10 protein-coding genes are annotated in these 11,476 nt (G+C 64.3%); 6 read left to right on the top strand and 4 right to left on the bottom strand.

Annotation, left to right across the window (positions count from 1 at the left end; all coding sequences use genetic code 11):
* Positions 1-65: 65 nt before the first annotated feature.
* Positions 66-752, bottom strand: coding sequence for a response regulator transcription factor (locus GGR17_RS08050; protein ID WP_037209556.1), 687 nt, complete (start codon positions 750-752; stop codon positions 66-68).
* A 164-nt stretch (positions 753-916) separates the two neighbouring features.
* Between GGR17_RS08050 and ribA the strand changes: the two genes are divergently transcribed.
* Both ribA and GGR17_RS08040 read left to right on the top strand, forming a co-directional pair.
* Positions 917-2,008 carry a GTP cyclohydrolase II gene (gene ribA, locus GGR17_RS08045; protein ID WP_054540127.1) on the top strand — a complete coding sequence of 364 codons (1,092 nt, stop codon included), beginning with the start codon at positions 917-919 and terminating at the stop codon, positions 2,006-2,008.
* On the top strand, positions 2,005-2,517 hold the full coding sequence (locus GGR17_RS08040) for a L,D-transpeptidase family protein (RefSeq protein ID WP_054540128.1): 513 nt from the start codon (positions 2,005-2,007) through the stop codon (positions 2,515-2,517). The genes ribA and GGR17_RS08040 overlap by 4 nt, the downstream gene beginning before the upstream one ends.
* A 62-nt stretch (positions 2,518-2,579) precedes the next feature.
* On the opposite strand, the gene GGR17_RS08035 is transcribed toward GGR17_RS08040, so the two are convergent.
* The 3 genes from GGR17_RS08035 to GGR17_RS08025 all read right to left on the bottom strand — a co-directional run bounded on the left by GGR17_RS08035 (position 2,580) and on the right by GGR17_RS08025 (position 6,515).
* The gene (locus tag GGR17_RS08035) at positions 2,580-3,233 is read right to left on the bottom strand and encodes a YggS family pyridoxal phosphate-dependent enzyme (RefSeq protein WP_054540129.1); all 654 of its coding nucleotides are present in this window, start codon (positions 3,231-3,233) and stop codon (positions 2,580-2,582) included.
* Positions 3,234-3,245: 12 nt separating this feature from the next.
* The gene (locus tag GGR17_RS08030) at positions 3,246-5,399 is read right to left on the bottom strand and encodes a tetratricopeptide repeat-containing sulfotransferase family protein (RefSeq protein WP_054540130.1); all 2,154 of its coding nucleotides are present in this window, start codon (positions 5,397-5,399) and stop codon (positions 3,246-3,248) included.
* 132 nt (positions 5,400-5,531) lie between these two features.
* Positions 5,532-6,515 (bottom strand): porin, encoded by a 984-nt coding sequence (locus tag GGR17_RS08025; protein ID WP_054540131.1) that lies wholly within the window; start codon positions 6,513-6,515, stop codon positions 5,532-5,534.
* A 255-nt stretch (positions 6,516-6,770) separates the two neighbouring features.
* Between GGR17_RS08025 and GGR17_RS08020 the strand changes: the two genes are divergently transcribed.
* The 4 genes from GGR17_RS08020 to holA all read left to right on the top strand — a co-directional run bounded on the left by GGR17_RS08020 (position 6,771) and on the right by holA (position 11,421).
* Positions 6,771-7,277 (top strand): DUF3576 domain-containing protein, encoded by a 507-nt coding sequence (locus tag GGR17_RS08020; protein WP_054540132.1) that lies wholly within the window; start codon positions 6,771-6,773, stop codon positions 7,275-7,277.
* A 91-nt stretch (positions 7,278-7,368) separates the two neighbouring features.
* Positions 7,369-9,924 (top strand): leucine--tRNA ligase, encoded by a 2,556-nt coding sequence (gene leuS, locus GGR17_RS08015; RefSeq protein WP_054540496.1) that lies wholly within the window; start codon positions 7,369-7,371, stop codon positions 9,922-9,924.
* Positions 9,911-10,405 carry an LPS assembly lipoprotein LptE gene (gene lptE, locus GGR17_RS08010; RefSeq protein ID WP_054540133.1) on the top strand — a complete coding sequence of 165 codons (495 nt, stop codon included), beginning with the start codon at positions 9,911-9,913 and terminating at the stop codon, positions 10,403-10,405. Before leuS ends, lptE begins: the two co-directional genes overlap by 14 nt.
* A complete protein-coding gene (gene holA, locus GGR17_RS08005) occupies positions 10,402-11,421 on the top strand; it encodes a DNA polymerase III subunit delta (protein ID WP_054540134.1) in 1,020 nt (339 codons plus the stop codon). Before lptE ends, holA begins: the two co-directional genes overlap by 4 nt.
* The last annotated feature ends 55 nt before the right edge of the window (positions 11,422-11,476 follow it).

The following is an 11,476-nucleotide window of genomic DNA, read 5'->3' as shown; positions in this document are numbered from 1 at the left end:
GGATGCCTGCACTACAATCCTGCCCTCAACGCTTCATACCCGCCGATTCAGGCAACACTGTGACCTCACGCCACCAGACGGTAGCCGCCGCTTTCCGTCACCAGAAGCCGCGCATTCGACGGGTCGGGCTCGATCTTCTGGCGCAGCCGATAGATGTGGGTCTCCAGCGTATGCGTGGTCACCCCGGCGTTATAGCCCCAGACCTCGTGCAGCAGCACATCGCGCGCCACCACACCCTCGGAGGCGCGGTAAAGGAACTTCAGGATGTTGGTCTCTTTCTCTGTCAGCCGGATTTTCCTGTCGTCCTCATCCACCAGCATCTTCATCGCCGGCTTGAACGTATAGGGCCCAAGCTGAAACACCGCGTCTTCGGATTGCTCATGCTGGCGCAGCTGCGCCCGGATGCGGGCCAGAAGCACCGGAAACTTGAACGGCTTGGTCACGTAGTCATTCGCGCCCGCGTCCAGCCCCAGAATGGTGTCGGCATCGCTGTCATGCCCGGTCAGCATCAGGATCGGGCATTTGACCCCCTGCTTGCGCATCAGCCGGCACAACTCGCGCCCGTCGGTGTCGGGCAGGCCTACGTCCAGGATCACCAGATCATAAATCGCTTCCCTGGCCTTCTCCATCGCCTCGGCGCCGCTGCCGGCTTCGAAAACGTCGAAATCCTCGGTCATCACCAATTGTTCGCTCAGCGCCTCGCGCAGGTCGTCCTCGTCATCGACAAGCAGGATTTTCTTCAGATTTCCCATGCCGCTACTCCTCGTTTTTCCTGAACACAGATGTTCGGCACCACGGGGTTCGGCAAGATTTGCTGCAACATTCTCACGCAACCGTGTCGCAATTGCCGCCTTTGTTTCATATTTCAGGCAAACAGGTTACACCCTGTCGCAGAAAAACCGAAAGAGGACGGCCGATGCGCCTTGGCCCCACCCCCGTCGAACGCCTTGCCCGCGCCCGCGCCGATCTGCGCATGGGGGTGCCCGTCGTGCTGGGCGGGCCCTCTGGCGGGCTGGTGTTTCTGGCCGCCGAAACGCTGGATCCCGCGCGCCTGGCACAGCTCACGGCGATGGCCGCGCACCTGACGCTGGTCATCACCACCCGCCGCGCCGCCACGCTCAAGGCCCGCGCCTATGACGGAGATATCGCCCGGCTGCGCGTGCCTGCCGATGCCTCCCCCGGCTGGGTCCATGCAGTGGCCAACCCGGCGGACGACCTGAAATCCCCGATGAAAGGCCCGTTCCAAAGCCTGCGCGGCGGCGATGCCGCCCCGCATCGCGCCGCCATCGCCATCACCAAATCCGCGCGTCTTCTGCCTGCGGTGCTGACGATGGAACTGTCCGATCCCGCCGCCTTCGCCGCCGAACATGGCCTGACCATGGTGCTTCTGGCCGAAGCCGAAACCGCGATCCAGGCGTCCAGCCCGCTGAACCCGGTCGTCAGCGCCCGCGTCCCGCTGGACGTGTCAGAGGCCGGGCGCGTGCATGTCTTCCGTCCCGAAGACGGGGGCGAAGAACATTACGCCATCGAAATCGGCGCCCCCGCCCGCAACACGCCGGTTCTGGCCCGCCTGCACTCCGCCTGTTTCACCGGCGATCTGCTGGGCTCGCTGAAATGCGATTGCGGCCCGCAGTTGCGCGGCGCGCTGGCCCAGATGGGGCGCGAAGGCGCGGGCGTCCTGCTCTATCTCAATCAGGAGGGGCGCGGCATCGGCCTGGCCAACAAGATGCGTGCCTATTCGCTTCAGGATCAGGGCTTTGACACGGTCGAGGCCAATCACCGGCTGGGGTTCGAGGATGATGAGCGTGATTTCCGCCTCGGCGCCTCGATCCTCAAACAGATGGGCTTTTCGCAGGTGCGGCTGATGACGAACAATCCCGCCAAGCTGGCCATGCTGGCCGCCAACGGTCTCACCGTCACCGAACGCGTTCCGCTGAAAGTCGGCGAAACCGGGCATAATGCCCATTACCTGGCCACCAAGGCGGCAAAGTCGGGCCACCTGCTGTGACCCCGCGCGCGGATGACCTCGTGGTAACGCGCTGGGGCGCCCGGTTCCTCGGCCGCCGCCTGGCCTGCGCCATCGGCAAGCGCGGCCTCACAGCGAATAAACGCGAAGGCGACGGCGCCACCCCGACCGGCCCGCTGCGTCTCTGCGCCGCCGCCTTCCGCGCCGACCGGCTGCCGCGCCCGGGCGGCATACTCCCGCAGCGCGCCATCGGCCCGCGTGATATCTGGTCGGACGACCCCGCCGATCCGGCCTATAACCACGGGCTCACCGCATCCGGCCACCCGTTCAGCCACGAACGCCTGCGCCGCCCCGACCCGCTCTACAACCTGATCCTGATGACCGATCACAACTGGCCCGATGCCACACCGGGCAAGGGCTCCGCCATCTTCCTGCACCGCTGGCGCAAACCGCGCCACCCGACTCAGGGCTGCATCGCCTTCGCCCCGGCCGACCTCCGGTGGATCGCACAAAACTGGCGCCCGCGCTCACGGATCCTCATCAAACCCTGACGCGCACCCGCTTCATCTTTCCGAAAATATCCCCGCCGGAGGCAAGATTCTCCGGCGCCGCACTACCCGTAGGCGCGCTCTCCGAATATCGCCGACCCGACCCGCACATGCGTCGCGCCCAGCGCGATCGCCCGCTCGAAATCGCCGCTCATCCCCATCGACAGCCCGTCCAGCCCGTTGCGCGCCGCGATCTTCGCCAGCAGCGCGAAATGCAGCGAAGGCTCCTCTTCCGCCGGCGGGATGCACATCAGCCCCCGCACCGGCAAATCAAGCGCGCGGCACTGGGCCACGAACGCATCCGCCTCGTCCGGTGGCACACCGGCCTTTTGCGGCTCCTCGCCCGTGTTCACCTGCAAGAACAGCTCGGGGCATTGCCCGCGCTCCTGCGCCAGACCGGCCAGCCGCTGCGCCAGTTTCAACCGATCCACCGAATGGATCGCGTCGAACAGCTCCACCGCCTGCCGCGCCTTGTTGCCCTGCAGCGGCCCGATCAGATGCAGCGCGACCCCTTCGAACCGCTCCATCAGCGCCGGCCACTTGCCCGCCGCCTCCTGCACCCGGTTCTCGCCGAACACCCGGTGGCCCTGTTCCAGCACCGCCTCGACCCGGTTCAGCGGCTGCACCTTCGACACCGCGATCAACGTAACCGCGCCGGGCGCCCGCCCGGCCGCCGCCTCGGCCTTCGCCACGCGCGCCTTGATCTCGTTCAGCCCCATCAGCCCCTCCGCCTAAATCGAATCGCCCAAAGCCTCGAACAGCGCCCCCAGATCATCCTCGTAATGCTCCCAGGCCTTTGCCGAAGATCTATAGATCGGCTGGCGCACCTGATAAACGCTCAGCGTCGAAACCCGCCGCTTGTTCTGGTGGAAATTCAGGCACTGATCCTCCCACTCCAGATCACAGGCGGCGATCAGCTTGCGCGATTCCTCCTCGGGATTGGCGATCAGGGCCTCGTATTCAATCTCGTAAAACCCGCCCGGCAGCTTGTCGCGCCAGAAATCCACCATCTCTTCGAACATCCGGTAGTAGAGACCCAGATCCCGCAAATCATAGCCGTAGCGATGCGTGCCTTCGGGAAACAGGTTCTTGTAGATCGACACAAGCGTATCGCGCGGGTCGCGCCGCACCAGCACCATACGCGCCTTCGGCAGCGCAAGCCGGACGGCACCCGTCACCATATAGGTCTGGATCGACTTGTCGGTGATCCGTTCCTTGCCCGGGCAAAGCGCCCGCAGCCGCGCTTCGGTGCCGAATCCGATGTCGCGGATCACATCGTCGCTCAGCTCCGAAAACGGGCGGTAGCCGCCGCCTTCGCGCACCATCGCCGAGGATACCTGCCGCGCCACATAGCCGACTTCGCCCGCCCCGCCGACCGAAGAGTGGCTGGCAAGGATCTGCTCGACGAGCGTGGTGCCCGAACGCGGCATGCCGGTAACGAAGATGGGCGCGAAATCGGTGGTGCCGGCAATCTTACGGGCCTGGAAATCCGCACCTGCGAAAGCGGCCTTCAAGCCGTCGATCTCGGCGCGGCGCTCTTTGATGTCATAGGGAAAGCGTTTGCGCATCAGCGCGTTTGCCGGGTTCAGATAGGCGAAAACGCGGCCGAACTGCCTGGTATCTTCCAGGACCTTGGCCAGCGCGAAGCCCAGGTTCATCCGGCTTTCATCGCTCAGCCCCGGGTCATCGAACCGCGCCTGCATCTCCGCGATCAGCGGGTCGCCGGGCTGCACCTTGTGTGATGCGATGAACATGCGGTAATTTTCGCCGTTCTCCGGCTCCAGCGCGATCGCCTTGCGAAACAGTTGTTCGGCCTCGTCAAACCGCCCGAGTGTCTGCAGCAACAGCGCCTTCGCGCCATACGCGCGCGCCATGTCCGGGGCGGCGGCGATGGCGGCGTCGAACGCCTCCATCGCGGCCTCTTCCTGCCCCGCCGAAGACAGGGCCTGTGCCAGGCTTACGCGCGTCGCGGCCCGGCTATCGCCCTGCGCGATGGCGGCGCGAAACGCGGCGATGGCGCCTTCGTGGTCCCGCAGCCTGCCCAGCTCCAGCCCCAGATGCACATGCGCCTCGATCAGATCGGGCCGGGCGGCGGCGGCACGGCGCAGCGCATCGGCCGCGCCCTTTGACTCGCCCTTCTGCGACAGCGCGATACCAAGGTTGAGCAGGGCCGTGGGCATGCCGGGCGCGTATTTCAGCGCCTCGCGGATCTGCTTCAGCCCTTCGTCCGCATGCCCGGTCTCCACCAGGAAGCGCCCGTAATTGTTATGCGCCTCGGCAAAGGCCGGATCCAGCCGAATGGCCGATTCGAAGCCTTGCCGCGCGGCCGCGTTCTTGCCCTGCCGGGCCTGCGCATTGGCCAGGATGTCGGCGATGATCGCCACATCCGGGTGACGGGCGCGCAATGCGGTGGCCTTTTTCTCTGCTTCGGCGAAGGCACCCGTGTTCAGCAAACCGATCAGCGCCCGGATGTCGGCAGGCGCGGCCGTCCCTGTTCCCGTCGCGCTGCGGACCTTGGCGGGGGCAAGCTGCTCTTGCAGACGCAGCACGAGCCTGGCGTCAAGCCGCGCGGCCTTGACCTTTTTCAGAAACGCCCTGGTCGCCGCGGGATCACCCTGTGCGGCAACCGCCCGCGCATAACCCTGCCAGATCGCGGCCTCTGTCGGTTTTTCCCGAAGCGCCGTTTCGAAATGCCCAACCGCCTTTTGCGCCTCGTCGCGTTCCAGCGCGATACGGCCAAGCTGAAAGTGAACCTCGGGCAGTTTCGGGCGGACACCCAGGATCGTCCGGTATTTCGCTTCCGCCGCGTCCAGGTTCCCTGTCCCCTGAAGCTGCAGCGCTTCCTTGAAGAGCCTGGAAATCTGACTGGGGTTCAGCGGCAGCATGGCGGGCGCTCTCCGGATGGGCGAGGTTTCGCCCCCGCCTAGCACGCGCCACCAGGGTTGTCGATTTGAAGCGCGCAAAAGAAAAGAGCGGGCAAACCGCCCGCTCTTCCCTTAACCAAATGTTCTTCTGGATCAGAAGGACATCGCGATGCCGAGCGAGTAGGACTCTTCGTCCTCTTGGACACCGTCGTAGTCGCTCGAGCCGTAACCGGCCTGGATAACGGCACCGCCACCCAGGTCGTAGTTCACGAGCAGGCCGAAACCGCTTTTGTCCGGGGTGTCGTCATAGTCATATTCGCCGTAGTTGGCAGCGAAGGTCCATGCGTTCATGGTGTAAGCAACACCGAGACCGTAGTGGGTCGCGTCACCGTAGTAGGTGGCCGTGGTGTCCGGCGCATCTTCCTGGTAGTCGGTGTAGTTCACAGCAACTTCGAAGCCGTTGCCGAAGTCAGCATAGATCGAGCCGGAGATCGCGTCGAACTCGGTGTCGCCACCGGTCTGGTAGCCCAGACCAAAGCCAAGGCCGATGCCCGAAGCCAGATCGACACCGTAGGAGAAGCCCAGAGCGTAGATGTCGTCATCGCCGCTGACGGGGTCATCGCCACCATCGTTGTTCTGCTCCATCGACGCCGAGATACCGAAATCGCCGAAGGAATAGTCGTAACGCAGAACCTGGTTGTCTTCGGTTCCGTCGAAGTTACCGTTGCCGTTGAAACCAGCGTGGGTGGTTTCATCGTCAGCGATCGTGCCGCCGGCCAGAGCAACTTCTTTCAGCTGCTTATCGAATGCACCGTCGGTTTCACCCAGGGTCAGCGTACCGAACGCACCCGAGATGAACGCGGCTTCGTTGTCGTACGAAGCGCCGCCGTTGATCGAATGGGGGCTGTTCGACTCTTCGAGTTCGATGTGCAGACCGAAGGTCAGGCCGTTGTCGGTTTCACCCGAACCATCGAAGGTGATGGTGAAGTCGTTGTGAAACTGCATGTCTTCGTTGTCGGAGCCGTAGAAATCACCGCCGACGACACCCATCTCGGCGAAACCGCTGATGGCCAATTCAGCAGAAGCGATGCCAGCGGATGCAACCAGCGCCGTGGTAGCAAGAAGAACCTTTTTCATGGTTTTCCCTCATTCATTAAAAGGAGCACCTCAATCCAAGGAGCGAATTGAGTATGCCGCTGTGTCGCTCTTTGACTGTCTGATTGCAAGAAAGCGGGAATGCCGCGATCCAATGCAGCTTCGATTGATGCAGCTTTGCCACACCGATGTCACACTGCTGACAGCATCCTGCGCAAGCCCGGACAGCCTGAAATCCCTTGTCCGCTTGCGCCGCCTCGGCTAGAGAACGGGGACTATCAAAGGGGGCGAAGTTTCATGACCTTCCAGAGCGGGGTTCTTTCGGCAGCCGTACTTGTGGTTGCACTAGGTCTGAGCGGTTGCGGCCGCAATCAGAATCCCACGGCTGCGCAAACCGCGCCCGATTCCGACAGGCCAGCGGCCAGTTCGAGCTATGATCCGGACAACACCAACAAAAACAGCTCTACCGTCTGGGATCTTTTCGCCAATGCCGATGATCCCAACACGACCATCGAAGTGAACAAATACCTCTGGAACGCCTCGCTGGAGGTTCTCAACTTCCTGCCGGTCGAAACGGTCGATCCGTTCTCGGGCATTATCGTCACCGGGTTCGGCACCCCGCCCGGCGGCGGCCAGGCTTACCGCGCCACGGTTTATGTTCAGGACCCCGCGCTTGACGCGCGCGCGCTGAAAGTGGCGCTGGCCACCCGCAACGGCCCGGTCAGCGCGGCCACATCGCGCGCGGTCGAAGACGCGATTCTGACCCGCGCCCGGCAATTGCGCATCCGTGACGGCAATCTCTGACCAGAACCGTGCTGGACGATCTCCCGCGCCGCCATTATCACCACGCCGGGCCGCCATCGCGCCCGGCGTTTGACTGACAAGGACCATGAACATGTCCCGTTTTGCACCCGGTGAGATCGAACCGAAATGGCAATCCGCCTGGGAAAAGGCCGGCACCTTCACCGCGACCCGCGATGAAACCCGCCCCAAATACTATGTGCTCGAGATGTTCCCCTACCCGTCGGGCAACCTGCACATGGGGCATGTGCGCAACTACACGATGGGCGATGTGGTGGCGCGCTACAAGGCATCGCAGGGGTTCAGTGTTCTGCACCCGATGGGCTGGGATGCGTTCGGCCTGCCGGCCGAGAATGCCGCGATGGAACGCAAGGTGCATCCCGGCGACTGGACCTATGCCAATATCGACAACATGAAGGCGCAGTTCCGCTCGCTGGGCCTGTCGCTGGACTGGAGCCGCGAGTTTGCCACCTGTGATCCGGAATATTACGGCCAGCAGCAGGCGATGTTCATCGACTTCATGGAAAAGGGCCTGGTCTATCGCAAGAACGCGGTGGTCAACTGGGATCCGGTGGACATGACCGTTCTGGCCAACGAGCAGGTCGAGGATGGCAAGGGCTGGCGCTCTGGCGCACCGGTGGAGCGGCGCGAGCTGACGCAGTGGTTCTTCAAGATCTCCGATTTCTCCGAAGAGCTGCTCGACGCGCTGGACGGGCTGGATAACTGGCCCGACAAGGTCAAGCTGATGCAGCGCAACTGGATCGGAAAGTCGCGCGGGCTGCAGTTCGCCTTTTCCACTGTCGACGCGCCTGATGGTTTCGACCGGATCGAGGTTTACACCACCCGCCCCGACACGCTGATGGGGGCGTCGTTCGTGGGCATCTCGCCCGATCATCCGCTGGCAAAGGCGCTGGAACGGGACAGCGCCGAAATCGCCGCGTTCAACGCCGAATGCCGCAAGATGGGCACCAGCGAAGAAGAGATGGAAAAGGCCGAGAAAAAGGGCGTCGACACCGGCCTGACCGTGCGCCACCCGTTCGACACGGGATGGGAACTGCCGGTCTATATCGCCAATTTCATCCTGATGGATTACGGCACCGGCGCCATTTTCGGCTGCCCCGCGCATGATCAGCGCGATCTGGATTTCGCCCGCAAATACGACCTGCCCGTCACCGACACGTTCGTGGCGCTGGAAAACGGCGCGCCGGTGGAAAACACCGCCTTCACCCCGCCCAAGACCGAAAAGGTCCGCTGGCTGAGGTCTTTCGCATGGGATGAGACCGCCACCGGCGAAGAGGCCATCGCCGCCGCGATCCGCTTTTGCGAGGAAAACGGCGTGGGCCACGGCGTCACCAAGTTCCGCCTGCGCGACTGGGGGCTGAGCCGCCAGCGCTACTGGGGCTGCCCGATTCCGGTGATCCATTGCGACGATTGCGGCGTGGTGCCCGAGAAGAAAGAAAACCTGCCGGTCGAACTGCCCAAGGATGTCAGCTTCGACAAGCCCGGCAATCCGCTGGACCGGCACCCCACCTGGCGCGACTGTGCCTGCCCCGCCTGCGGCAAGCCCGCACAGCGCGAGACCGACACGATGGATACGTTCGTCGATTCGTCCTGGTACTATGCGCGCTTCACCTCTCCGGGGGCGGCGACGCCGACCAACGCCGCGGATGCCGAATACTGGATGAACGTCGATCAGTATATCGGCGGCGTCGAACATGCGATCCTGCACCTGCTCTATTCGCGGTTCTTCGCCCGTGCGATGCAGATCTGCGGCCACCTGCCGCAAAAGGCGGTGGAACCGTTCGATGCGCTCTTCACGCAGGGCATGGTCACGCATGAGATCTATGTCACCCGCGATGAGCGCGATCGCCCGGTCTATCACCTGCCCGAGCATATCGAATGGACAGAAAGCGGCGCCCGCCTCGGCGCCACCGGCGAAGCGGTGGAGGTGATCCCCTCTGCCAAGATGTCGAAGTCCAAGAAGAACGTGGTCGATCCGGTGAACATCGTTCAGGCCTACGGTGCCGACACCGCCCGCTGGTTCGTCCTGTCCGACAGCCCGCCCGAACGCGATGTGGAATGGACAGCCGCCGGCGCCGAGGCCGCGTTCAAGCATCTTTCACGCGTGTGGCGCATCGCCACCGATATCGCCGGCGCCGAAGGCCCCGGCACAGGCGATGACGATCTGCTGCGCGCCATGCACAAGGCCATCCACGACGTGACGATGGGCATCGAAAGCTTCGGCTTCAACACCTCGGTGGCCAAGCTCTATGCCTTCACCAACACGCTGCAGAAATCCAAGGCCGGGGCCGACGCCCGGCGCGAGGCGATGCGCACCCTGGCGCAGCTCATGTCGCCCATGACCCCGCATCTGGCCGAAGAGATCTGGGCCCTGCTGGGCGGCGAAGGGCTGGTGGCGGCCGCGCCCTGGCCGCAGGCCGACCCGGCGATGCTGGTCGAGGACACGGTGATCATGCCGATACAGATCAACGGCAAACGACGCGCTGAAATCTCCGTTCCGAAGGACATGTCGAAGGAAGAGGTTGAAAAGCTGGCGCTGGCCCATGATGCTGTGATCAGGGCGCTGAACGGTGGCGCGCCGAAAAAGCTCATCGTCGTGCCGGGCCGCATCATCAATGTCGTCATCTGACCGCCGCGCGTTTCTGCTGTTACTGGCCGCCCTGCCGCTGGCCGGATGCGGGTTCGAGCCCGCCTATGGCACCGGCGGCCCCGCCGAACGGCTGAAAAACAGCATCCGCGTGGCCGACCCGACGGACCGCCACAGCTATAACCTTGTCGGCCGGCTGGAAGAGCGGCTGCGCCGCCCTGTCACCCCCCGCTATATGCTCGACTATACGCTGACGACTGAATCGGTACGGCTGGCCATCACCCCCGCCCAGGAAATCACCCGCTACAACATCACCGGGAAGGTGGATTTCACCCTGACAGAGATTGCCACCGGCGAAACCGTTTATACCGGTTCGGTCAACAGCTTTACCGGCTATTCCGCCTCGGGCACCCCCGTCGCCACCCAGACAGCCGAGCGTGACGCCTATGACCGGCTGATGATCATCCTTGCCGATCAGATGGTCACCCGCCTGATCGCCAGCTCGGGGAACTGGGGCGTATGAAACTCTCGGGCCGCGACGCCGCGCGCTATTTCGCCAAACCGGAGCCGCACCGCACCGGCGTGCTGATCTTCGGCGCCGACGCGATGCGGGTGGCGCTGAAACGGCAAGAGGTGATCGCCGGCCTGATCGGACCCGAGGGCGAGGCCGAAATGCGCCTGACCCGCATCGCCGCATCTGAACTACGTTCAGACCCCGCGCTTCTGTCTGACGCGATGAAGGCGCAGGGATTTTTCCCCGGCCCCCGCGTCGCCTTTGTCGAGGATGCGGCCGACGGGCTGGCCGGCACCATCGGCGCCGCCCTTGCTGACTGGCGCGAGGGCGACGCGCAGCTTATTGTCACCGCCAAACAGCTCAACGCCCGCTCGGCCCTGCGCAAGGCGTTCGAGGCGCATAACAACGCCTTCGCCGTCGGCATCTACGACGAACCGCCCAGCCGCGAAGAGATCGAGGCAGAGCTGGCCCGCGCCGGCCTGAAACCCGACCGCGATGCGATGATCGACCTGACCGCCCTGTCGCGGATGCTCGACCCCGGCGATTTCCGGCAGACGCTGGAAAAGCTCTCGCTCTACAAATATGGCGATGACAGCCCCGTCACCTCCGACGATGTGGCCGCCTGCGCCCCCAGCTCGACCGAGGCCGCGCTGGATGATGTGCTGAACATCGTGGCCGAGGCCCGCAGCGGCGAAATCGGCCCCGTGATGCGCAAGCTCGAAAGCCAGGGGGTGCAGCCGGTCGGCCTGTGCATCGGCGCCACCCGGCACTTCCGCACCCTGCATGCCGCCGCCTGCGATCCGGGCGGCGCCGGCGCGGGCATCGCCCGTGTGCGCCCACCCGTATTCGGGCCGCGCCGCGACCGGATGGTGCGGCAAGCCTCCAAATGGGGCGTGCACCGGCTGGAACAGGCCATCGGCATCCTGATCGACACTGATCTGCAACTGCGATCGGCCCAGCGGGCGCCCGCGATGGCCCTGATGGAGCGCGCGCTGATCCGCCTTGCGATGCTTGGCGCGCGCTAAGGCTTTTCCCGCGCCCGATCCGCCCCACATAAGGCAGAGTGAACAAGGATACCCA

The organism is Actibacterium naphthalenivorans, assembly GCF_014196965.1.
Taxonomy (GTDB): Bacteria; Pseudomonadota; Alphaproteobacteria; order Rhodobacterales; family Rhodobacteraceae; genus Actibacterium_A; species Actibacterium_A naphthalenivorans.
The sequence above is the reverse complement of the archived record's forward strand: the minus strand, read 5'-3'. Positions and strand labels throughout refer to the sequence as shown.

What these genes read in the sequence shown, in the direction of transcription:
- GGR17_RS08035 (WP_054540129.1), bottom strand. Translation starts at nt 3,233, where the DNA reads ATGGGGCTGAACGAGATCAAGGCGCGCGTGGCGAAGGCCGAGGCGGCG.
- GGR17_RS08030 (WP_054540130.1), bottom strand. Translation starts at nt 5,399, where the DNA reads ATGCTGCCGCTGAACCCCAGTCAGATTTCCAGGCTCTTCAAGGAAGCG.
- GGR17_RS08050 (WP_037209556.1), bottom strand. Translation starts at nt 752, where the DNA reads ATGGGAAATCTGAAGAAAATCCTGCTTGTCGATGACGAGGACGACCTG.
- ribA (WP_054540127.1), top strand. Translation starts at nt 917, where the DNA reads ATGCGCCTTGGCCCCACCCCCGTCGAACGCCTTGCCCGCGCCCGCGCC.
- GGR17_RS08020 (WP_054540132.1), top strand. Translation starts at nt 6,771, where the DNA reads ATGACCTTCCAGAGCGGGGTTCTTTCGGCAGCCGTACTTGTGGTTGCA.
- lptE (WP_054540133.1), top strand. Translation starts at nt 9,911, where the DNA reads ATGTCGTCATCTGACCGCCGCGCGTTTCTGCTGTTACTGGCCGCCCTG.
- GGR17_RS08025 (WP_054540131.1), bottom strand. Translation starts at nt 6,515, where the DNA reads ATGAAAAAGGTTCTTCTTGCTACCACGGCGCTGGTTGCATCCGCTGGC.
- holA (WP_054540134.1), top strand. Translation starts at nt 10,402, where the DNA reads ATGAAACTCTCGGGCCGCGACGCCGCGCGCTATTTCGCCAAACCGGAG.
- leuS (WP_054540496.1), top strand. Translation starts at nt 7,369, where the DNA reads ATGTCCCGTTTTGCACCCGGTGAGATCGAACCGAAATGGCAATCCGCC.